The sequence below is a fragment of the Actinosynnema sp. CS-041913 genome (genome assembly GCF_050942485.1).
Taxonomy (GTDB): Bacteria; Actinomycetota; Actinomycetes; order Mycobacteriales; family Pseudonocardiaceae; genus Actinosynnema.
Genome location: NZ_CP192037.1, coordinates 2,866,495 through 2,888,660 on the forward strand (window position 1 = coordinate 2,866,495; position 22,166 = coordinate 2,888,660).

Annotated in this window: 19 protein-coding genes; 11 read left to right on the forward strand and 8 right to left on the reverse strand. The window is 69.2% G+C overall.

Annotated features, from left to right (window positions below; genetic code table 11):
- The first annotated feature begins 133 nt into the window (after positions 1–133).
- The 3 genes from ACQPZF_RS13820 to ACQPZF_RS13830 all read left to right on the forward strand — a co-directional run bounded on the left by ACQPZF_RS13820 (position 134) and on the right by ACQPZF_RS13830 (position 3,686).
- Positions 134–1,303: a S8 family peptidase gene (locus tag ACQPZF_RS13820; RefSeq protein ID WP_433271793.1), complete on the forward strand. Its 1,170-nt coding sequence runs from the start codon at positions 134–136 to the stop codon at positions 1,301–1,303.
- A 70-nt stretch (positions 1,304–1,373) separates the two neighbouring features.
- On the forward strand, positions 1,374–2,504 hold the full coding sequence (locus ACQPZF_RS13825) for a S8 family peptidase (RefSeq protein ID WP_433271794.1): 1,131 nt from the start codon (positions 1,374–1,376) through the stop codon (positions 2,502–2,504).
- 57 nt (positions 2,505–2,561) lie between these two features.
- The gene (locus ACQPZF_RS13830) at positions 2,562–3,686 is read left to right on the forward strand and encodes a S8 family peptidase (protein WP_433271795.1); all 1,125 of its coding nucleotides are present in this window, start codon (positions 2,562–2,564) and stop codon (positions 3,684–3,686) included.
- Here ACQPZF_RS13830 and ACQPZF_RS13835 read toward each other — a convergent pair.
- On the reverse strand, positions 3,665–4,123 hold the full coding sequence (locus ACQPZF_RS13835; RefSeq protein ID WP_433271796.1) for a GNAT family N-acetyltransferase: 459 nt from the start codon (positions 4,121–4,123) through the stop codon (positions 3,665–3,667). The two genes, ACQPZF_RS13830 and ACQPZF_RS13835, sit on opposite strands and share 22 nt — an antisense overlap.
- 234 nt (positions 4,124–4,357) lie before the next feature.
- Between ACQPZF_RS13835 and ACQPZF_RS13840 the strand changes: the two genes are divergently transcribed.
- Entirely contained in the window at positions 4,358–5,548 is a 1,191-nt protein-coding gene (locus tag ACQPZF_RS13840) for a S8 family peptidase (RefSeq protein WP_433271797.1), read from the forward strand.
- Between the two features lie 245 nt (positions 5,549–5,793).
- Positions 5,794–6,201 carry an Imm1 family immunity protein gene (locus tag ACQPZF_RS13845; RefSeq protein WP_433271798.1) on the forward strand — a complete coding sequence of 136 codons (408 nt, stop codon included), beginning with the start codon at positions 5,794–5,796 and terminating at the stop codon, positions 6,199–6,201.
- Positions 6,202–6,454: 253 nt separating this feature from the next.
- Here the strand turns inward: ACQPZF_RS13845 and ACQPZF_RS13850 are convergent, their stop codons facing one another.
- Together ACQPZF_RS13850 and ACQPZF_RS13855 are read right to left on the reverse strand one after the other, a co-directional pair.
- Positions 6,455–6,991, reverse strand: coding sequence for an NUDIX hydrolase (locus tag ACQPZF_RS13850; protein WP_433271799.1), 537 nt, complete (start codon positions 6,989–6,991; stop codon positions 6,455–6,457).
- Between the two features lie 41 nt (positions 6,992–7,032).
- Entirely contained in the window at positions 7,033–8,385 is a 1,353-nt protein-coding gene (locus ACQPZF_RS13855) for a hypothetical protein (RefSeq protein WP_433271801.1), read from the reverse strand.
- Positions 8,386–8,721: 336 nt separating this feature from the next.
- Between ACQPZF_RS13855 and ACQPZF_RS13860 the strand changes: the two genes are divergently transcribed.
- The gene (locus tag ACQPZF_RS13860; protein ID WP_433271802.1) at positions 8,722–9,069 is read left to right on the forward strand and encodes a hypothetical protein; all 348 of its coding nucleotides are present in this window, start codon (positions 8,722–8,724) and stop codon (positions 9,067–9,069) included.
- The gene (locus ACQPZF_RS13865; protein ID WP_433271803.1) at positions 9,066–9,581 is read left to right on the forward strand and encodes a hypothetical protein; all 516 of its coding nucleotides are present in this window, start codon (positions 9,066–9,068) and stop codon (positions 9,579–9,581) included. The genes ACQPZF_RS13860 and ACQPZF_RS13865 overlap by 4 nt, the downstream gene beginning before the upstream one ends.
- A gap of 428 nt (positions 9,582–10,009) precedes the next feature.
- Here the strand turns inward: ACQPZF_RS13865 and ACQPZF_RS13870 are convergent, their stop codons facing one another.
- Together ACQPZF_RS13870 and ACQPZF_RS13875 are read right to left on the reverse strand one after the other, a co-directional pair.
- Positions 10,010–11,275 carry an IS4 family transposase gene (locus ACQPZF_RS13870; protein ID WP_433267590.1) on the reverse strand — a complete coding sequence of 422 codons (1,266 nt, stop codon included), beginning with the start codon at positions 11,273–11,275 and terminating at the stop codon, positions 10,010–10,012.
- Positions 11,276–11,428: 153 nt separating this feature from the next.
- The gene (locus ACQPZF_RS13875; protein WP_433271804.1) at positions 11,429–12,103 is read right to left on the reverse strand and encodes a peptidylprolyl isomerase; all 675 of its coding nucleotides are present in this window, start codon (positions 12,101–12,103) and stop codon (positions 11,429–11,431) included.
- A 161-nt stretch (positions 12,104–12,264) separates the two neighbouring features.
- Here ACQPZF_RS13875 and aspS point away from each other — a divergent pair, with 161 nt between their 5' ends.
- The 4 genes from aspS to ACQPZF_RS13895 all read left to right on the forward strand — a co-directional run bounded on the left by aspS (position 12,265) and on the right by ACQPZF_RS13895 (position 17,255).
- Entirely contained in the window at positions 12,265–14,040 is a 1,776-nt protein-coding gene (aspS, locus tag ACQPZF_RS13880) for an aspartate--tRNA ligase (protein WP_433271806.1), read from the forward strand.
- A gap of 39 nt (positions 14,041–14,079) precedes the next feature.
- Positions 14,080–15,021: a DUF389 domain-containing protein gene (locus ACQPZF_RS13885; RefSeq protein WP_433271807.1), complete on the forward strand. Its 942-nt coding sequence runs from the start codon at positions 14,080–14,082 to the stop codon at positions 15,019–15,021.
- Between the two features lie 158 nt (positions 15,022–15,179).
- Positions 15,180–16,379, forward strand: coding sequence for a hypothetical protein (locus ACQPZF_RS13890; RefSeq protein WP_433271808.1), 1,200 nt, complete (start codon positions 15,180–15,182; stop codon positions 16,377–16,379).
- Between the two features lie 51 nt (positions 16,380–16,430).
- On the forward strand, positions 16,431–17,255 hold the full coding sequence (locus ACQPZF_RS13895) for an SGNH/GDSL hydrolase family protein (RefSeq protein WP_433271809.1): 825 nt from the start codon (positions 16,431–16,433) through the stop codon (positions 17,253–17,255).
- On the opposite strand, the gene ACQPZF_RS13900 is transcribed toward ACQPZF_RS13895, so the two are convergent.
- The 3 genes from ACQPZF_RS13900 to ACQPZF_RS13910 are packed head-to-tail and all read right to left on the reverse strand — an operon-like array spanning position 17,248 to position 22,114.
- The gene (locus ACQPZF_RS13900) at positions 17,248–19,077 is read right to left on the reverse strand and encodes an ArnT family glycosyltransferase (protein ID WP_433271810.1); all 1,830 of its coding nucleotides are present in this window, start codon (positions 19,075–19,077) and stop codon (positions 17,248–17,250) included. The two genes, ACQPZF_RS13895 and ACQPZF_RS13900, sit on opposite strands and share 8 nt — an antisense overlap.
- Positions 19,074–20,327 carry a glycosyltransferase gene (locus tag ACQPZF_RS13905; RefSeq protein ID WP_433271811.1) on the reverse strand — a complete coding sequence of 418 codons (1,254 nt, stop codon included), beginning with the start codon at positions 20,325–20,327 and terminating at the stop codon, positions 19,074–19,076. The genes ACQPZF_RS13900 and ACQPZF_RS13905 overlap by 4 nt, the downstream gene beginning before the upstream one ends.
- Entirely contained in the window at positions 20,324–22,114 is a 1,791-nt protein-coding gene (locus tag ACQPZF_RS13910) for an ArnT family glycosyltransferase (protein WP_433271812.1), read from the reverse strand. The genes ACQPZF_RS13905 and ACQPZF_RS13910 overlap by 4 nt, the downstream gene beginning before the upstream one ends.
- Between the last annotated feature and the right edge of the window lie 52 nt (positions 22,115–22,166).

A 22,166-nucleotide genomic window follows, 5' to 3' on the forward strand; every position in this document is an offset into this window, starting at 1 on the left:
TCGCTTCCCGGTACCCGAACCGCCGCATAGCCTCAGGGACGTGGGGTGATGTGAAGCACACCACGCGGTCGGGCCCTGCCCCTTGCCGCTCGCGGGCGCCGAAGACCGTTCCCTGCGAAGAACGGGAAGATGTATGCGCAAGCTCAGGTGGACGGCCGGACCGGCCGTCGGAGCAGCGGTGCTCGCCCTCGTGGCACCGCCCGCACAGGCCACCGAGGGCACGATCCTCTCCGCCGGCACGGCCGAGGCGATCCCGAACAGCTACCTGGTGAAGCTGAAGGATTTCTCCACGGTGCGGGCGAACTCGCTCGCCGCGCGGTTCGGCGGCCGGGTCGACCGCATTTTCTCCACCGCGTTGAATGGGTTCTCCGTCACGTTGTCCGAGCGCGCCGCCAAGCGGCTCGCGGCGGATCCGGCGGTCGACTACGTAGAGCAGAACCAGGTCGTGCGCGCGGACGCCACTCAGACCGACCCGCCGTCGTGGGGGCTGGACCGGATCGACCAGCGCAACCTGCCGCTGGACCGGAGCTACACCTACGAGACGACCGGCGCCGGCGTGAACGTCTACGTCATCGACACCGGCGTGCGGATCAGCCACCGCGACTTCGGCGGCCGGGCCAAGAACGGCTTCGACGCGGTGGACAACGACAACGTCGCCCAGGACGGCAACGGCCACGGCACGCACGTGGCGGGCACCATCGCGGGCATCATCCACGGCGTCGCGAAGGACGCCACGATCCACGCGGTCCGGGTGCTCGACAACGGCGGCAGCGGCTCCACCGCCGGCGTCGTCGCGGGCATCGACTGGGTCACCCGCAACCACGTCAAGCCGGCCACGGCCAACATGAGCCTCGGCGGCGGCGCCTCCGCGACGCTGGACGCGGCCGTGCGCCGGTCCATCGCCGCCGGCGTCACCTACGGCGTGGCGGCGGGCAACAACAACGCCAACGCCTCCGGCTACTCGCCCGCCCGGGTGTCCGAGGCCATCACGGTCGGCTCCACCACCAACACCGACGCGCGGTCGAGCTTCTCCAACTACGGCAACCTGGTGGACGTGTTCGGGCCCGGCTCGAACATCACGTCCACCTGGCACACCAACGACACCGCGACCAACACGATCAGCGGCACCTCGATGGCGACCCCGCACGTGGTCGGCGTCGTGGCCCGCTACCTCCAGGCCAACCGGGCGGCCACGCCCGCGCAGGCGCAGACGGCGATCGTGAACGCGGCGACCGCCGGCAAGGTCACCAACCCCGGCTCGGGTTCCCCGAACCGGTTGCTGTACTGGGCCCCCACGGCCTGACCCGCCCTGTCCACAACGAGACCCCGGCGTGCTCACGCCGGGGTTTCCCCATCCCTGCAAAGGAAAGCCGATGCGCAAGCTGTTACCCGGCCTGGCCGCCGCCGCGCTCGCGGTCGCGGTCGTGGCCACACCCGCCGAAGCCGAGGGCGCGATCCTGCACGCCAACTCGGCGCGCGCGGTGCCCGGCAGCTACCTGGTGAAGCTCAAGGAGGGTTCGGACCTGGGGCGCGTGTCGTCCCGGTTCGACACCGTCGACCGCGTTTTTTCCGGGCCGTTCAACGGTTTCTCGGTGCGGCTGAGCGCGAAGCAGGCCCGCCGGCTGGCCGCCGACCCGGCCGTCGAGCACGTCGAGCAGGACCAGGTCGTCCAGGCCGGTCCCACCACGCAGCCCAACGCGCCCTGGGGGCTGGACCGGATCGACCAGCGCGCCCTGCCGCTGGACGGTACGTACAGCTACACGTCGACCGGTGACCGGGTGACGGTGTACGTGATCGACACCGGGATCCGGATCACGCACCAGGAGTTCGCCGGCGGCCGGGCGTTCCACGCGTGGGACGCGGTGGACAACGATTCCGTGGCCCAGGACGACAACGGCCACGGCACGCACGTGGCGGGCATCATCGCGGGCAAGGTGCACGGCGTGGCCAAGGGCGTGCGCGCGGGGGCCGTGCGGGTGCTCAACGCCCAGGGCAGCGGCACGACCGCCGGTGTCATCGCGGGCGTGGACTGGGTGACCCGCAACGCGCAGAAGCCCGCCGTGGCCAACTTCAGCCTCGGTGGCGGCGTGTCCACCTCGCTGGACAACGCGGTGCGCGCGATGATCAAGTCCGGGGTGAGCGCGTCCGTGACGGCCGGCAGCAGCGGCAGCGGCGCGATCAACACCTCACCCGCCCGCGTCACCGAGGCGATCGTGTCCGGCGCCACCACCCAGGCCGACGCGCGTGCGTCGTTCTCCAACTACGGCCCCGGCGTCGATCTGTTCGCGCCGGGGACCGGCATCACGGCCGCCTGGCACACCAGCGACACCGCGCTCAACACGTTGAGCGGGACGTCGATGGCGACCGGGTTCGTGTCCGGGGTGGCGGTGCGTTACTTGCAGTTCAACCCCACCGCGACACCGGCCCAGGTGCACGCGGAACTCGTGCACGAGGCGACCCCGCTGCCGTTCGGCAGGCTGTTGTACTGGTCGCCCACGAGGTAACACCCGGGGCACGTGACCCGTGTTCCGGTTCTCCAACCCCTGCGAAGGAAGACATCCATGCGCAAGTTGTTGTCCGGCCTGGGCATAGCCGCCTTGGCCATGGGATTCTCGGCCGTCCCGGCCCAGGCGGAGGGCGCGGTCCTGCACGCGAACTCGGTGTGGGCGGTGCCCGGCAGCTACGTCGTCAAGCTGAAGGACGTGTCGGCGCTGAGCGACGTGACGTCCCGGTTCGACCGGGTCGATCGCGTTTTCTCGGGGCCGTTCAAGGGTTTCTCGGTCAGCCTCAGCGACCGGCAGGCCCGGCTGCTCGCCGCCGACCCGGCGGTGGAGTACGTGGAGCAGGACCAGGTGGTGCGGGCGTTCGCGACCCAGCAGGACGCGCCCTGGGGCCTGGACCGGATCGACCAGCGGAAGCTGCCGCTGGACACCGAGTACCGCTACACCTCCACCGGCCGCGGCACGACGGCCTACGTGCTCGACACCGGCATCCGGGTCACCCACGAGGAGTTCGGCGGCCGGGCGTGCAACGGCTGGGACGCCGTCGACAAGGACGACGTGGCCCAGGACGACCACGGCCACGGCACGCACGTGGCGGGCCTCATCGCGGGCAAGACGTACGGCGTGGCCAAGCAGGCGAAGGTGTGCGGCGTGCGGGTGCTCGACGGCAACGGCAGCGGCACCACGGCCGGCGTCGTCGCGGGAATCGACTGGGTGGCGAAGAACGCGCAGAAGCCCGCTGTGGCGAACCTCAGCCTCGGCGGCGGTGCGTCGCAGGCGATGGACGACGCCGTACGCAGGCTGATCACCTCCGGCGTGACGGCGTCCGTCACCGCCGGCGGCAGCAACGCCGACGCCGTCAACTACTCGCCGGCACGGGTGTCCGAGGCCATCACGTCCGGCTCGTCCACCAACACCGACACCAAGTCGACGTTCTCCAACTTCGGCAAACTGGTCGACGTGTACGCGCCGGGCGTCGGCATCCAGTCGGCGTGGCACACCAGTGACACGGCGGTGAACACGATCAGCGGCACGTCCATGTCGACCGGGTTCGTGTCCGGCGTGGCGTTGCGGTACCTGCACAAGAACCGGAAGGCGACGCCCGCCGAGGTGCAGGACGAGATCGTGCGCGCGTCCACGCCACTGCCGTGGGGCAACCTGCTCTACTGGTCGCCCGCGAGGTGATGGGCCGGGGCGAGGTCGTGCTTCATCACGACCTCGCCCCCGTCGACCTCGCCGGTCTCCACGAACCCGAACGCCGCGTACAGGCCGTGCGCGACGGCGTTGCCGGGCATGAGGCTCAGCGACAGCCGGGTGCGTCCTTCCGAGCGCGCGACGTCCGCGATGGCGGCGAGCGCCTTGCGCCCCAGCCCGCGCCCCTGCGCCCTCCGGTCGATCATGAAGCGGACGATGTGGAGGACGCGCGGCTGGTCCCGGTAGAGCAGGGTGAAACCCACCAGGTCGTCGCCGGAGTACATCGCGAGCGGCTGCATCCGCGGCCGGTGGATCCACGCGTCGGCGATCGACCGCAGGTTGGTGGCGACGAAAGCGCGCTGCTCCTCGTGGACTTCGAGGTCGATGACGGCGCGGTAGTTGTCCTCGGTGACCGGTTCCAGACGCATGCCGGGAAACTAGCGCGCGATTTCTACCACGGCTCCCGGAGGTCGGGAAAGCGCTGGTCAGAGCATTTCTTGACACTGCGCTACAACTGGCAATCTTTCACACTTGGCGACCGTTGCCGGTCTGCTTAAGTTGGTGACTGTCAGCGAGGGCTAGGTGGCCGAGCGTCACACCCGTTCCCTGCGTGCTGTTCGGCGGGTGGGCGTCGCGGTCGCCGCATCGAGAACGGAATCTGCATGCGACAGTCACGACGGGTCCGGTTCCTGGCCGGCGTCGGCGCGACGGCCATCGCCGCCGCCACGACGACGACCCTGTTGGCTTCCCCCGCCCAGGCCGCCGAAGGCGAGATCCGCGCCGCCGACGCGGCCCAGAAGGTGCCCAACAGCTTCATCGTGAAGCTCAAGGACGGCACGACGGCCACCGCCGCGTCACTGGCCGGCCGGTACGGCGGCAAGGTCGACCGCGAGTTCCACAACGCGCTGCGCGGCTTCACGGTCTCGCTCCCCGAATCGGCCGCGAAGCGCCTCGCGGCGAACCCGGCCGTGGAGTACGTCGAGCAGGACCAGGTCTTCCACGTCACGGCAACCCAGACCAACCCGCCGTCGTGGGGCCTGGACCGCATCGACCAGCGCAACCTGCCGCTCGACTCCAAGTACAGCTACACGTCCACCGGGGCCGGCGTGAACGTCTACGTCGTCGACACCGGCGTCCGCATCAGCCACTCGACGTTCGGCGGCCGTGCCCGCAACGGGTACGACGCGGTCGACCGGGACAACGTCGCGCAGGACGGCCACGGCCACGGCACCCACGTGGCCGGCACCGTCGCCGGCAGCCAGTACGGCGTGGCGAAGGGCGCCACCATCTACGGCGTCCGCGTGCTGGACAACAACGGCAGCGGCAGCACCGCCGGCGTCGTGGCCGGCATCGACTGGGTCACCGCGAACCACGTGAAGCCCGCCGTCGCCAACCTGAGCCTGGGCGGCGGAGCGTCCTCGACCATCGACAGCGCGGTCCGTCGGTCCATTACGGCCGGCGTCACGTACGCGATCGCAGCCGGCAACAGCAACACGAACGCGGGCAGCTCGTCCCCGGCAAGGGTGACCGAGGCGATCACGGTAGGGGCGACCGAGCGCACGGACGCACGCGCCAACTACTCGAACTACGGTTCCGTGCTGGACATCTTCGCCCCCGGCTCGGGCATCACGTCGTCCTGGCACACCAACGACTCGGCGACCAACACCATCTCCGGCACGTCGATGGCCACTCCGCACGTAGCAGGCGCAGCAGCCCGCTACCTGCAGAACAACCGCTCGGCGACACCCGCTCAGGTGGCCAGCTACCTGGTGGGGCAGTCCACGCCGAGCAAGGTGACCAGCCCCGGCTCCGGCTCCCCGAACCGCCTGCTCTACCTCGCCCCGACCGCCTGACCAAGCCCCAGCCGACAGGGCCACCCCCGCACACCAGCGGGGGTGGCCCTCCGGCTTTCAGACCTTGGCAAGCGGACAAGGCACCCGCCCGTCACCCGCACGGGCATCACCGCCGACGCCGGTCCCGTGCAAGGCTGACGCCCAGCGCGCGACAAGACGTCGCAAAGGCGTAGTTGCGCGATCCGTTCAGGTGAGACCACGGGCGTTCGCCTACCGAGGAGGGGTATCCCACCATGGCGCGGGCTTTGAACGTCTACTACGAGAGGCAACACACGGCCGATCCGGTTGTCATCACCACACCCGATGTAGTCCGGGACCTGTTCACCGACGTGCGCGCGAAGTACAAGGCGGGTACCGCCCTGCTCATGACCGTGGTTCCCGCAGACGCCCCCTGGGCTTCGGAACTAACGGTGGGTATCGACGGGGACAAGGGAGCGTTGCGCTACGCCGGTGAGGACAGCCCTCCGACAGGCTGGTTCAGCAAGAGCGTCACCCCCAGCAACCCCGAATCCGTCGTCTACTACTTCGTCACAGCCGACAGCGAGTTCCCGCCGCACGCGGAACTAGCCGTGACGGAACTCGAAGCAGCAGTGATCGACTACCTCACGACCGGCCAACGCCCCAGCAGCATCGAGTGGCAAACAGTCAGGTGATCCCAATCCTGTCCCGGGCACATGACCCACCCTCAGTCCGACACGCCGCGCCAGCCGTGGCGCGCGCGGCGCGCACACCGAGCGGTGGGCTACGGGGATGACACGACGCCCGAGTCCTGCTTTTGTGATCATCCTTGGCGGCCTGCCCAGCGGCGAGCGTGCTTTTCGCTCTTTGGCTCAGCGCGATCGCGACAGCTCGAAGAAAATCTCTAGAAGACCCTATCGCGACACGCGAGCACACTGCTGAAGACAATCAACCGGCGACACACCGAGTGTTGTGCAGAATCAGCAGTGCGGCCACCGTGTTCGCAGACCGTATCTCCCCACTGCGGATCAGTTCGGGAACAACTTCCAGCGAAACCCACTCCCGACGTTTGGACTCGAAGTCATCCTCCGGGTGCCCGACGTATACGGCCCCGTCCGCCTGATAGACATGATGCAGACAATCGGAAAGTCCGTTTGACGGCTCAACCGTCACCAGATGATGGAGCGGGCCGGCTCTCCAGCCAGATTCCTCCAGCATCTCACGGGCTGCGGCTTCCGCCGGCGTTTCGCCCTCCTCGATCACCCCGGCAGGCAGCTCCCACCCCCACGTCCCGGTGATGAAGCGATGCCGCCACAGCAGAAGAACCTCGTTTTCATCGTTGACGGCCGCAGTGAGTGCCACAGCACGTTGGCGGATGACGAAGTGTTCGAGGTGACGCCCATCAGGAAGCGCGACATCGGCGAGATTGACCTGGAACCATGGATTCTCGTAGACGGGTCGCTCGCCAAGGTTCTTCCACTCCATCGGACCAGACGCCTTTCGACAAGGGCTAGGTTGTCGTCACTTCACCAGGGTGAAATGGTCAGAAACCGATCAATCTTCTCGGTGGCTTCAGAGGTCGTGTCCGAGGACAGGTTGGCAAGAGCTGAACGAATCGTCCTGAACCTGGCGTTCAGGCGACGCGACTCCATCCCCTTGGCGCTGTCAACCATCTTGATCGTCAGGATCGATGCCCGGTCGACTGCACCCAGTCGCAATTCCAGGGTCACTATTGACGCCAGCCGATTGACTCGACCGCGAGCATGTGCAGGGATCGTGAACAGACGGTCCGCGTACCGTTGTGCCGGCGTAAGGTCTCCGAGTTCCGTCAGTGCGTCGACAAAATGAGCCTCGGTCAACCCGTGCTGCACGTAGCCGATCTCCGCCGGTGTACTACCCGCACTGACCCGGGTTGCACATGCTTCTGCCAGTGACATGGAACGGTACGTTCCAGTCGAGTCTTTCAGTTGGGCATGGGCCTTTGCCGCCATTCCGTACAGGTCGGCCTGAAGCGCGCCCGGCAGTCGGCAATCCGCGTTGAGTGCGAGTTCGGTCAGGCTGATCGCCTGCCTTGAGGCACCCAGGGCAATGCCTTGATTCGCCATCAAGGCCAGAACGTACGCCCGGAATCCTGCATCGCTGGCCAGTTCGGCCAGTGTGAGTGCCTTCCGGAAATGACGCTGCGCTACCCCGTGATGCTCGCCGTCATAGGCGCATACCCCGGCGAGCGCCACCAGTCCGCCAGTCGCCCGGTACAGTTGTCGCCTATTTCCTTGAGACTGGGAATGAGATTGAGCGAGCAGTGGCGAAACGTGTTCTGTCAGGAACCTCGTCAACCTGTCCTGCGTCATCGGCCCACCGAGATTGCGGTACATCATCTCGAAGTGGTTGCGCGCGTCGCTCAGAGCAGAGAGATCGAGTGCGGCGGCTTCGAGTGACACAAAAAACGGGCTGTCAATCGGGTCGCCGATCTCGGTGTCGCCTGGGAGGTCCGATGCACCCTCAATCGAGAGTCGACGGTGGCCGGGAAAGTCGAACCAGAGCATGTGCCGAGGGAGGCGCAATTTCTCCGCATAGCTCCTCAGCCTGTCCAGGTTCTGTTCTGGCCGACCGTTCTCCGGCCTGCTCACCTGCGCTTGTGTAAGGCCCAGCCAGCGTCCGACGGTATCTTGGTTGATCGTCCTCCCGTACAACTTCAGCCAATGCGAGTGGTGCCGGTACGCCTTGATGACATGGCCGATGTGCTGACTTTCAAAAGCGGCGCAGAACTCTTCGGTCTCGAAGAACTCATGCCTGAGCAGAGTTGGCGGGCGGTGAAGTCCTTTGCGCTGCTCCTGATGGCAGTGATCGCACAGGCCGGCCGCATTGCCGTCCGCCAAAGGCGCACAACACCCGTGGCACCGTCCATCGCCGTGAGTCCGGCGACCTGAAAAGCCCGTTGTGGTCATGAACTTCCCCTGACGGAGCCGTGTGTGGCCTGCCCGTCTAAACAGCGTACATGCGGCATGGCCTTCCCACCAACGGGTGATGCTGCAGTCAGCTTCCGACCTGCTCGACCAGGCCCTATGTCAGTTCGAGCATAGCGTATTCCAAGTTTGATATGGATGTCGACGGAGGCTCGTGGCTGACTTGTGTCAGACAGTGGCAGTCGCTGAAACGGCGACCTGCTCAGTGATGGTGGACACGCAACCTGTTCGATGTAGGAGGCAAACGTCATGACAGCAGTACTGGCTTGTGATCCGGTCGACGAGGCGTGTGGGTCTGGCAGTTCTCCGTCTTTCCCGGAGGAAGAGTTCGAGGCGTTGATTCAGGGGATGATCGTGGACAACGCGCCTCGGTTGTTCGCGGTGGTGCAGGAGTACGGGGAACGCGTAGACGCACGTGTCGGCGCGTGGGGACTGGCGTTCTCGGAGCACGCGGAGGTGGTCTCCACCGACGGCACGTTCCGCATGGGTGTCCAGTCGGCGGACGATGCGTTGCGCTGGTTCGAAACGGCGGGCGTCACGGCCCGTGTGGTGTGGGCTCCGGTTGCGGGTGTCGCCTCGGTCGAGGTGACACAGTGACGGGCGGTTTGGAGTGTGCGCTGGCGTGCGTCGAGCGCGGGTGGCCGGTGATTCCGGGTGCGTTGTGGCACAACGACAACTACATGGACCCGGTTTTCGGGCGTGAGTGGGAGTCGTTGGAGTTGTGCCCGGCGGACATGGCGGTCACGGAGGAGGGGTGGGTTCGGCGTTGGTGGCCGGTGTTGCCCAGTCGCTTGATGCGTTCGACGCTGGTGGTGACTGCGGCGAACCTCGTCGGTGTGGCGTTGGAATTGGAACGGGCGGAACGCATTGTCAAGCGTGCGGCGTTCACCGACGATCCGACTCCGGTGGTGGTGGTTCCGGTCTTTGAGCGGCCGGCGGTCTTCCTGCTGTCCTCATCGCGCGGGTTGAGCGGTGAAGAGATCCTGCCTATCGGTGCGACAGTGCCACTGCCGCCATCCACGGTCGAAGGACGGGAGGTGTCCTGGTTGTCGCCGATGGCCGAGTGTGAGGGGTTGATGACTGAGCATCTGGCGTTGCTCATGATGTGAGTTCAGCGGTCCCTGGGTGGGCTCGCGGTTGCCAGCTCCCGCTGCTCGTCTGAAGAATAAAAGCGGGCGCTCGCCGCTGGGCAGGCCTCCGGGGGGAAGGGCAAGGCGTCGTGTTCTCCCCGTATGGCCTGTCAAAGACCACCACCCTTGTCCAGGGAGCGCAAGCGAAAAGCGTGCTTGCGCTCCCTGAACAAGCGCGGTTGCCCTGCGGGCAGGCCATACGGCAATGCCGCTAAGTTAAGACTGGTGAGCGGAGTTGGATGGTGGCTGGTCCGTCGTGTGTCGTGGTGTGGTCGCCGGGTTTTTTGACTCGGTAGGAGTTGTGTCGTCCGCGTTTGACGACTCGTGGGCAGGTGCGGTGTCGTCGTCCGGTGGTGCGTTTTCGGAGGATTTCGTGGTGGGTGTCGCGGAGTGCGGTTCTTCGGTGGTCAGGGGGAAAAGTCCGCCTGGGCGACGACCTGGCGGCGGATGGTTCTGAAGGCGCGGATGAAGGACAGGCGGTCGGGGTCTATGTCGGCTTCGTCGGCGGCCCGGCACATCAGTGTTCGGATGGCGTGGTGGGTGAGCAGCAGTGCCCAGATTTCCTGGCGGACCATGTCGGGGGATTTCGACCGCAGCACTCTGGCCGGGCCGCGTTGGTGGGTTTTGATCTCGTCGAACGCGGACTCGATCTCCCAGCGTTGGTGGTAGGCCCAGGCCAGCTCGGCGGCGGTGGCCTCGGCCGGTTCGGTGATGGTGGTGGCCAGGCAGATCAGTTCGCCGCTGCCGTTGCCCTCGCGGTCGGGCACGTCGTATTCGACCACCCGGACGGGGAATCCGTGTCCGGGGTCGACGTCGCGTCCGGCGCGGGCGTTCTCGATGAGCTTCGTTCTTTGTGCGGCCTGGACGGCGGGGTTGATCAGGAGCGAGGTGTAGGAGCCGTCGGGCAGCCATTCGAGCACGGGCAGGGTGACGCCGGAGCCGATCCTCCACAGCAGGTCGGCACCGGTGTCGACGTACCGGCCCCACAGGGCGTAGCTGTAGAAGTTCCGGTCGGCGGTGACGACCGTGCCCGGTTCCGCCGACCGGGCCAGGACATCGGCCAGGGCCTTCTCGTTCCCGCGGTATCCGGCGACGATGGCGTCGACGATCGCGTGGGAACCGCATTCCGCCAACGCCACCACCAGCACCTGGGGAAACCCGCTCGCCTTGGACTCGTTGCCGCTCTTGCCGAACTCCGCGACATTCCCCGGTGTGTCGGGGACGTCCAGCATGAAACCGTCCACGGCCATGAGCCGACGCGATCCCAGCCACGCCCCCCGCGTGCCGGGTTCCGCGACCGGGGCGGCCACGCTCTCGAACAACAGTCGCAGTGGCTCCGACCCGAGTCTCTGTCGGGCCTGGGTGATCGCCGATGTCGAGGGGACGTGCCAGTCGTCCCGCCAGGACGCCATGGATTTCAACGAACCGACGAGTTTCCGCATGACCTCCTCGTAGTCGTCCTCCGGGAACAGACACATCGCCTGACAGAAACGCACCATCACATGCGCCGGTAACAACCGTGTCCGCTGCTCCCGTTTCCCCGTTTCGACCAACACGTCCTCGATCACATCACGCGGAACAACCTCGGCAAGCACCCCCAGGGAAATCCGGTCGACCAACCGCACACCCGCGACATCCTTACCGGACTTCTTTTTCCTGCCAACCCGCGCCACAACAGAATTCTACCGCAACAGACCCTAACTTAGCGGCATTGGGCCATACGGGGAGAACACGAGGCCCTTTGCGTGCTGGCGCAAGCTCCTAGTTGTCGTGCGCGCGATCTTGGGGCTGCGGTGGTCCAGCAGGTTGCGGTGTCGGCAGTGCCGTTACTTCTCTTCCTTGACCGTGGTGAACTTCAGCTCACGAATCGGCTTCCCGTCGTTCTCGCTGTACCCGGGCACGACGCCACCGGTAGCGACCTTGTCGATCACGTCCATTCCCCGGGTCACCTCACCCAGCACCGGATAATCCGGCGGAAACTCGCTGTCCTTGTACACGATGAAGAACTGGCTGCCGTTGGTCCCCGGCGTACCCCGATTAGCGATACCGATCACGCCGCGCTTGTACCCGCCGGTCTTGGCGTCCGGGTCGTCGTACTTGTAGGTCGGACCGCCCTGCCCGGAGCCGACGGGGTCACCGCACTGGACGATCCAGATCCCCTGGGTGGTCATCCGGTGGCAGCTATTCCCGTTGTAGTACCGCTCGTCGACCAGGTGTCGGAAGCTGTGCACCGAGCACGGGGCGGAGGCCGCGTCGAAGGTGAACTCGATGTCGCCCCCGCTCGTCTCCAGGGTGAACACGACCTCGCCCTCGACGGGCACCTGGTCGCCGTCCGGCAGGGCGACGGCTTTGGTGTCGGCGTCGGTCGTCACCGATTTGTAGTCGCACTTCACCGTCGGCACCGGAGGCAGCGGGCCTGCTACCGGCGTGCCTTGGACGGTGTACGCGCAGCCGGTGGTCAGCAGGACCAACACGGCACTCAGCAGCAGGCGTCTGGCCACCCGGTGATCCTAAGGTCACCGGTCGGCCCCACGATGGTGTTGGAGGAAACCTGGTGGCGTCTTCCGCGGGGTCGTTGGCTAGCCTTGACGACCAGTCGCTGTTCCGCTAGCACGACGTCGGCCGAGCCGAGCCGACCACGAACACGAGGAGAGCAGTACCCGTGATGCGCACGCACGAGGCCGGGACGCTCCGCGCCGAGCACGCCGGGCAGTCCGTCACCCTGACCGGGTGGGTGGCCCGCAGGCGCGATCACGGTGGCGTGATCTTCATCGACCTCCGGGACGCCTCCGGGGTCGCGCAGGTCGTGTTCCGGGAAGGCGAGATGGCCGAGCGCGCCCACCGGCTGCGTTCCGAGTTCGTCGTGAAGGTCGTCGGCGAGGTCACCCGCCGGCCCGAGGGCAGTGAGAACCCCGAACTGCCCACCGGCGACATCGAGGTCTACGCGTCCGAGCTGGAGGTGCTCAACGAGGCCGCGCCGCTGCCGTTCCAGTTGGACGAGCACCTGGAGGTCGGCGAGGAGGCCCGGCTCAAGCACCGCTACCTGGACCTGCGGCGCAGCGGGCCGGCCAAGGCGATGCGGCTGCGCAGCGAGGCCAACCGGATCGCGCGGGACGTGTTGCACGGCGAGGACTTCGTGGAGGTCGAGACCCCCACGCTGACCCGTTCGACGCCGGAAGGCGCGCGGGACTTCCTGGTGCCCGCCCGGCTGCGGCCCGGGTCCTGGTACGCGTTGCCGCAGTCGCCGCAGCTTTTCAAGCAGCTCTTGATGGTCGGCGGGCTGGAGCGGTACTACCAGATCGCCCGCTGCTACCGGGACGAGGACTTCCGCGCCGACCGGCAGCCCGAGTTCACCCAGCTCGACATCGAGATGAGCTTCGTCGAGCAGGACGACGTGATCGCGCTCGGCGAGAAGGTCATCACCGCGCTGTGGAAGGGCCTCGCGGGTCACGAGATCGCCCGGCCGTTCCGCCGGATCTCCTACGCCGAGGCGATGGCCAAGTACGGCTCGGACAAGCCGGACCTGCGCTTCGACCTGGAGCTGACCGAGCTGACCGAGTACTTCAAGGACACCCCGTTCCGGGTCTTCCAGGCGGCGTACGTGGGCGCGGTGGTCATGCCCGGCGGCGCGAGCCAGCCCCGGCGCACGCTCGACGCGTGGCAGGAGTGGGCCAAGCAGCGCGGCGCGAAGGGCTTGGCGTACGTCCTGGTCAACGAGGACGGCACGCTCGGCGGCCCGGTCGCCAAGAACCTGTCCGACGCCGAGCGCGACGGCCTCGCGAAGGCCGTGGGCGCGAACCCCGGTGACTGCGTGTTCTTCGGCGCGGGCGACCCGGACGGTGCGCGGGCGCTGCTGGGCGCGGCGCGGGTGGAGATCGCGCACCGGATCGGGCTCATCGAAGAGGGCTCCTGGTCGTTCGTGTGGGTCGTGGACTTCCCGATGTTCGAGGCGACCGACAAGCTCGGCGACAACGACGTCGCGGTCGGCGGCGGGCAGTGGACCGCGCTGCACCACGCGTTCACCTCGCCCACCCCGGAGTGGATCGACCGCTTCGAGGAGGACCCTGGCAACGCCAAGGCCTACGCCTACGACATCGTCTGCAACGGCAACGAGATCGGCGGCGGCTCGATCCGTATCCACCGCGCCGACGTGCAGCAGCGGGCGTTCGCTGTGATGGGCATCGGTCCGGAGGAGGCGCAGGAGAAGTTCGGCTTCCTGCTCGACGCCTTCAAGTACGGCGCGCCGCCGCACGGCGGCATCGCGTTCGGCTGGGACCGGATCGCCATGCTGCTCGCCGGCGCGGACTCGATCCGCGAGGTCATCGCGTTCCCGAAGAGCGGCGGCGGCTACGACCCGCTGACGGCCGCGCCCGCCCCGATCACCGCGCAGCAGCGCAAGGAGGCCGGGGTCGACGTCAAGCCCCAGCCGCGGGCGTAGCGGCGGCGGCGGGCGGGGCGGTCGGGCACAGTTGTGGGCATGCTGCACATGCGGGCCGTCTGCCCGGTCGACCTCACCGACCAGGTGTTGGCCGCGCTCAAGGAACACCCCGGCGTCACGCACGTCGTGCTGCTCCGGGGCGCGGCCGTGGACCCCGCCGGCGACGTGGTGGAGGCCGACCTCGCCCGGGAGGCGACGGACGAGGTGGTGGACGCGCTGTGCGCGCTGGGCGTCGACCGCCTCGGCGGCCTGACGCTGGAGCAGATCGACACGGCGTTGTCCGACGCGGCGGACCGGGCGGAGGAGGCCGCGCCCGGTGAAGGCGCGGACGCCGTGGTGTGGGAGGAGCTGATCTCCCGCACCGGAGAGGAGTCACGGCTCAACGCCACGTTCCTGGCGTTCCTGACCATCGCGTGCCTGCTCGCGGCGGTGGGCGTGGTGACGAACTCGCCGGTCACCATCGTCGGCGCGATGGTCGTCGGGCCCGAGTTCGGGCCGCTGGCGGCGATCGCGGTGGGGCTGGTGCTGCGGCGGTGGGACCTGGTGCGGCGGGCGGCGCTCGCGCTGGCGGCCGGGTTCCCGCTGGCCATGCTGGTCACGTTCGGCGCCGCGGTCGTCGGCTCGTACACCGGGCTGTTCGACCGGGACACCCTGATCGACGCCCACCAGGTGGACTTCGTGTTCCAGGTCGGCCCGTTCTCGCTGATCGTGGCCCTGCTGGCGGGCGCGGCGGGGATGCTGTCGATGACGTCGGCCAAGTCGGCGGCGCTGGTCGGGGTGTTCATCTCGGTGACGACCGTGCCGGCGGCGGGTTACGCGGCGATCGCGGCGGTGCTGGGCCAATGGGCCGTCTGCGGCCTGTCGGTGCTCCAACTGGCGGTCAACCTCATCGGTATCGTCATGGCCGCCACTGCGGTGCTGGCGCTGCGCAACCGCCGCAGCCGGACCCGTGACCTGGGGAGACCGCTTTCCCGCGGGTGACGGTCCCGGAATTTCCCGCGATGTGGGAAGCGCGTGCCAACGACTGACTTGGTTTCAGTATCGCCAAATGGTGGCCGAAGCATGCATATGAGCACTACCGTCACGGTGCCCGGACGGGTTCTGTCAGGTCGGTGACCACCGGGGTAGGGTCGGAGGGGATGAGCGTGGAGATCACCGCCGGCCCGGCGGACATCGACGACGCCGCCAATTCCGACCTGCTCGCCGCGGTTGCGGCTGCCGAGTCCGTGTTGAGCGGGCGGTTCGGCGCGCCCGTGCGGCTGGCCGATCCCGAACGGCTCGGCGGAGCGGGCCGGTCTGTGGTGGTCCGGGTGCGGGTGGCGTCGACGCCGTTCTCGCTGCCCCGCACGCTGGTCGTGAAGCGCTACCCGTCGGCGGTGGCCGACCGGGATCCGTTCGCGCACGAGGCCGTGTCGCACAAGCTGCTCACCGCGCTGCCCGGCGAGGACCGGTTGACACCGGAACTGGTCGCGCAGGACAACGGCAAGCGGCTGGTGGTGCTGGAGGACCTGGGCAAGGCGCCGCGGCTGGCCGAGAAGCTGCTCGGCTCGGACGCGCGGGCCGCCGAACGCGGGCTGCTGTCCTGGGCGCACGCCATGGGCAAGCTGCACGCGACCACGGCGGGCCGGGACGCGGATTTCGACGCGCTGATGCGGCGGCAGGGCAGCCAGTGCTGCGCCGATCCGATCGCGGTGGACGTGCACGCGGCGCTCGCCGGGCTGCCGGCACTGCTGGTTGAATCGTTGGAAGTCGAGACGCCGCCGGCGGTGCTGGCGTTCGCGGAGCAGGCCGTGCGTAATTTCGTCACGTCCCGGCGGCGCGCGTTCAGCCCGTCCACGTCCTGCCCGGACAACCACCTGGTGACCAGCAAGGGCGTGCGCTTCCTGGACTTCGAGGGCGGCTGCGTCCGGGACATCGTGTTCGACGCGGCGTGCCTGCGGGTGCCGTTCCCGTCCTGCTGGTGCGCGTACGGGCTGCCCGCCGGCATGTCCGAGGCGATGGTGGCGGCGTGGCGGGCCGAGGTGGGCTCGGTGTGGCCGGACCTGGACGACGACGCGGTGTTCCTGCCCCGGCTGCTGGAGTCGCAGCTCCTCTGGGTGTGGTTGAGCACCTGGCGCGGGCTGCCGGGGCTGGGCTCCGCGCTGCCTTCGGGGCACCGGCAGTTGGACTCGCCGCCGCGCAGCACGGTGCTCACCGCGCGGTGGGTGCGGCTGAGGTCGGACGCGCTGGCGCAGGGCGTGAAGCACGTGGCGGCGCACGCCGAGGCGATGATCTCCGCCTTGGTCTCCCGGTACGGCACGCAGGCCGCGGAACTGCCGCTGTACCCGGCATTCCGGTAGCGTTCCGCCGGCTTTTCCCGGGTGGACACGTCGCTGCGCGATCGTCATCGGGTGGCCGAAGTGGTGCGAAGCCTGGTGGTCCTGGGGGATTCGACGACGGTCGGGGTCGGCGACCCGGTCCGCGGTGGGTGGCGGGGCGTGGGTCCGCTGCTGGCGGCGTCTTTTCCGGAAGCGCGTTACCTGAACCCGTCGTTCACCGGCGCGCGGGTGGCGTCGGTCCGCTTCGAGCAGTTGCCCGGAGCGTTGCGGGCACGTCCGGACGCGGCGGTGGTGCTGGTGGGGATGAACGACACGCTGCGCTCGGACTTCGACGCCGTCACGTTGCACGAGGATCTGGACGCGATCGTCGGCGAGCTGGTGGCGGTGGGCGCGGCGGTGGTGACGGTGCGGTTCCACGACCACAGCCGGGTGTTCCGGCTGCCGGGCGCGTTGCGCAGAGCGCTGTCCGCGCGGATCGAGGAGCTGAACCGGGTCATCGACGCGGTGGTGCGGCGGCACGGCGTCGGGTGCGTGGACCTGAACCTGATGGACGGCGCCTACTCGCTGGACACCTGGGCGGTGGACCGGCTGCACCCGTCCGAGCTGGGGCACCGGAAGCTGGCGCGGGCGTTCGCGAACCGGTTGGCGGAACAGGGTTGCGAGGTCGTCCGGCCGGTGAGCCTGGACTGCACGGGCGGTCTCCGGGTCACCCCGGTGCACCACGCGGCGTGGCTGGTGTTCAAGGGCATCCCGTGGCTTTGGCGGCGCGGCAGGGACTTCCTGCCGTACGCGGCGGCCATCATGTACCGGTCGTGGATCGGCCAGGCGGAGCAGGGGGCGGCGGTCGCGGCCGAAGTCCACGGCCACCGCCCCGTCGAGGCGGAACGGGCTAGCTGAGCCGGTAGACGGTCCAGTCGCCGACCGTGGTGGCCTCGAAGTTGTCGGCCACCCAGGCGGCGATGTCGCTGTTGCCGCCGCCCGGCCCGGCCATCCGCCCGCCGGACACGAAGTAGCCGATCCGGCCGTCCCGCACGTACTGCTGGAACTCCTCCAGCGTCGGCGCGGGGTCGCCGCCGCTCCAGCCGCCGATGCCGATGACGGCCTTGCCGCTGGCCAGGGACAGGTCGGAGGCGGCCTGCGCGCTGACCACCGCGGCGGCCCACGTGCCGGTGGTCTCCTTGAGCAGGGCGGCCATTTCGGGGGAGGCGTTGCTGCCGTCGCCCGAGAGCTGGACCTGGCCGCCACCGTCCGAGCCGCCGTCCGACGGTCCGGCCGAGACCTCGGCCGGGCCGGACATCGGGATGGAGCCGCCGTGCGGGGTCGCGGCCGTGGCGACGGCGAACGCCGCCGACGACAGCAGGGCCGTGACCGCGGTGATCGCGGCGGTCCGCTTGACGCCCATGACGATCGCCGTGGCGACCAGGACGGTCAGTGCCAGCACGGTCCACCGGATCGCGGGCAGCCACTCCGAGACCCGGTCGAGCAGCGCGAAACCCCAGAACCCGGCCGCGGCGACCATTACCGCGAGCGACAAGCGGACCGGCAGGTGCGCCCGTCCTCGCCACATCTCCCGGCCCGCGATGGCCACGATCGCGGCCACGCCCGGCGCGACGGCCACCGTGTAGTACGGGTGCGTGATGCCGCTCATGAGGCTGAACACGAGGCCGTTGACCAGAACCCACAGGCCCCACAACAACAACGCGGCCCGCGTGCGGTCGGTGCGCGGCGCTCGGCGCGTGAACCATAGCCCGGCCAGCACGCCGATGATCGCGGCGGGCAGCAGCCACGAGACCTCCGCGCCCATGCTGGCGCCGAACAGCCGGCCGATGCCCGCGTCGCCGCCGAAGGCGAGGTTCGCGTTGCCGTCGCCGACCGTCATCCCGCGACGCCCGCCGCCGAAGATGCGGCCCAGTCCGTTGTAGCTCATCGCCAGTTGCCACAGCGAGTCGTTCGCCGAACCGCCGATGTACGGCCGCGACCCCTTCGGCCACAGCTCGACCAGCGCGATGAACCACCCCGCCGACACGACGACCGCGAGACCCGCGCCCAGCAGGTGCAGGAACCGCTTGGCGAGCGTGGTCGGCGCGGCCACCAGGTAGGCCACCGCGAACGCGGGCAGCACCTGGAACGCCTGCCCCATCTTGGCCAGGAACGCGAACCCGACCGCCACACCGGCCAGCGCGAGCCACTTCCACGATGCCTTCTCCAGCGCGCGAACGGTGCAGTACGCGCCCGCCACCATCAGCAGCACCAGCAGCGCGTCCGGCAGGTTGAACCGGAACATCAGCACTGCCACCGGGGTCACCGCCAGCGCGGCGCCCGCCAGCAGCCCGGCCACCGGGCCGGACGTGCGCTTCACCGTGGCGTACAGCAGCCACACCGCCAGCACGCCCTCGATCGCCTGCGGCGCGAGGGCGGTCCAGCCGGAGAACCCGAAGACCCGGGCGAACAGCCCGCTCACCCACAGCGCGGCGGGCGGCTTGTCGACCGTGATGACCCCGCCCGCGTCCAGTCCGCCGAACAGCCACGCCGTCCAGCTCTGCGCGCCGGCCTGGGTCGCGGCGGAGTAGTAGCTGTTGCCCCACCCCGAATCGGTGATGTTCCACAGGTACAGCGCCGCGGTGCCGGCGAGCAGCACGACCAGGGCCGGCGTCGTCCAGTTGCGGCTCGGGCGCGGCTCGGCCGCGTGGGGGGAAGTCGCCGTGAGGGTGGCGGTCATGGGGTGGACTCCAGAGGACGGTTTCGGAAGACCCAGTTGCGCAGCAACAGGAATCGCAGGATGGTGGCGAGCAGGTTGGCCCCCACGACGGCGGCCAGTTCGGCCGCGCCGCCGGGCGTGGAGAAGTGGTGCAGCAGGGCGAGCGAGCCGCTGGTGAGGCCCAGCCCGAGGCCGAACACGAGCAGCCCCTCGAACTGGTGGCGGGCCGCGCCGTGCCGGCCGCGCACGCCGAACGTGAAGCGGCGGTTGGCGGCGGTGTTGGCGATCGCCGTCGCCAGCAGTGCCACCAGGTTCGCGCCCTGCGCGCCCAAGCCGTTGCGCAGCAACACGAACAGCAGCAGGTAGGCGAGCGTGCTGGCGACGCCGACGGTGGCGAACCGGACGAGCTGCCGGAACAGCCCCCTCGGCACGCCGGGGGTGTCCGGCTCCAGCGGCTCCCGGCCGAGCTGCGCGCGCAGCTCGCCGATCGGGATGCGGCCGGTGAACAGGCCACGCGCGACCCGTGCCACGCCCTTGAGGTCGGCCACCGCGGTGGACAGGAGGTCGACCCGGCTGTCCGGGTCGTCCACCCAGTCCACCGGGACCTCGTGGATGCGCGCGCCCGCCCGTTCGGCCAGCACCAGCAGTTCGGTGTCGAAGAACCAGCCGGTGTCCTCGACGTGGGGGAGCAGCCGCCGGGCGACGTCCGCGCGGATCGCCTTGAATCCGCACTGGGCGTCGGAGAACCGGGTGGCGAGCGTGCCGCGCAGGATCAGGTTGTAGCAGCGGGAGATGAACTCGCGCTTCGGCCCGCGCACCACCCGCGCGCCGCGGGCGAGCCGGCTGCCGATCGCCACGTCCGAGTGGCCGGAGATGAGCGGCGCGACCAACGGAGCGAGCGCGGCGAGGTCCGTGGACAGGTCCACGTCCATGTAGGCCAGCACCAGGGCGTCCGAGGCCGACCACACCTTCGACAGCGCTCTCCCGCGCCCTTTCTCGGCCAGGTGGACCGCCACCACGTTCTCGAACTCGGCCGCCAACTCCTCGGCGGCCGACCAGGTGCCGTCCGTGCTGGCGTTGTCGGCGATGGTGACGCGGAACCGGTACGGGAAGGTCTGGGTCAGGTCGGCGTGCAGCTTGCGCACGCACGGCGCGAGATCGCGTTCTTCGTTGTACACGGGGACCACCACGTCGAGCACGGGGGTCGTCGTGAGCGTCGCGAGTGACATGAGGTCAGCCTCTGGCGCTTCGCTGGGCGCCTGGTGTGTCATCGCTGTGCGCCCGCTGTGAGGTCGTAGACCGCGACCTCGCCGACCGTCGTGACCTCGAAGTTGTCCTGCACCCACTCGGCGATCCGCGCGGACGCGTCGCTGCCCGTCTCGGCGCGCATCCCGGCCCCGCCGACGAAGTAGTGGATCTGTCCACTTCGGACATGCGCTTGGAACTGCTCCAGCGTGGGCGCGGGGTCGGTGCCGTTGAAGCCGCCCACGGCCATCACCGGCACACCACTGCCCAACTGGTAGCCCGCCGCGTTGTTCGACCCGACCGCCGCGGCGGCCCAGGTGTACTTGCCGCTGTTGCTCCGGAGCAGTTCGACCAGTGCCGCGTCCGGCGTCGGCGCACTGAGCAGGCCGCCGCCGTTGGGTCCGCCGCCGGGCCCGATCAACACGACGCCACCGCCGCCACCCGGCCCGCCGGGCATCCCGCTGTTCGGCCCCGCACTGGGAATCGCGCCGGAGTGCGGCGTCGCGGCGGTGGCCACGGAATACGCGCCCGGCCCGAGCAGCGCGGCCACCACGGCGACCGGCACGACGACCGCCGGCGGCGCGGTCGTGGAGAGGAACAGGCCGACGGCGGCCAGCAGCCCGAGGAAGAGGACGGTCGCGGCCAGTCCCGCCGACCAGTCGAGCAGCAGCAGGTAGCACTGGAGCGCCGTGATCGCGAGCGCGCCGGAAAGCGCCGCCGCCGCAACGGGTTCCTGCCGCCGATGCCACAACGCCGTGGCGCCGATGCCGATGATGGCCCCGATCGCCGGCGCGAGGGCCACCGTGTAGTACGCGTGGATGATGCCGTTCATGAAGCTGAACACCGCGGCGGTGACGATCAGCCACCCGCCCCACAACACCAGCCCCGTCCGCTGCCGCCTGCCCGCCGCCCAGCACCCGGCGATCAGCAGCACCAGGGCGGTGGGCAGCAGCCACGCGATCTGACTGCCCATCTCCGTGCCGAGCAGCCGGCTCCACCCCGTCGAGCCCCACCCCCGGCCGCCGCCGACACTGCCGACCTCGTCCCCGGTGAGCCGTCCGAAACCGTTGTACCCCAACGTGAGTTCGAGAACGCTGTTGTGCTGCGACCCGCCGATGTAGGGCCGGGCGCCGGCCGGCACCAGCTCCACCGCCAGCACCCACCACCCGCCGGCGACGACCACCGAGCCCAACGCCACCGCGAGGTGCCAGGCCTTGCGCACCGCGGTGGTCGGCGCGGCCAACAGGTACACCAGCCCGAACGCGGGCAACACCAGGAACGCCTGGAGCATCTTGGTCAGGAACGCGAACCCCACCGCCGCGCCCGCCAGCGCCAACCACGTCCAGGACGCGTGCTCCGCCGCCCGGACCGTGCAGTACGCGCCGAGGATCAACAGCAGCACCAGCAACGCGTCCGGGTTGTTGAACCGGAACATCAGCACGGCGACGGGCGTCAACGCCAGCACCGCGCCCGCGATCAGCCCGGCCGCCTCACCGGCGGTCCGCTTCACCGTGGCGTGGAGCAGCCAGACGCTCGCCACGCCCATCAGGGCCTGGGGGACGAGGATGCTCCAGGCGTTGACGCCGAACAGCCGGGCCGACAGCCCCATCACCCAGGTGGCGGCCGGCGTCTTGTCGACGGTGATCGAGTTGGCCGCGTCCGTGGAGCCGAAGAACCAGGCCTGCCAGCTCTCCGCGCCCGCCTGGGCGGCGGCGGAGTAGTAGGCGTTGGCCCATCCGGAATCACCCAGACGCCACAGGTACAGCACCGCTGTCCCGGCCAGCAACAGCAACAGGGGTAGTCGCGCTCGCATGACGCCGAGCGTGCTGGCGCAGCCTGGGCGTCCCTTGTGCCTACCCTGTGAG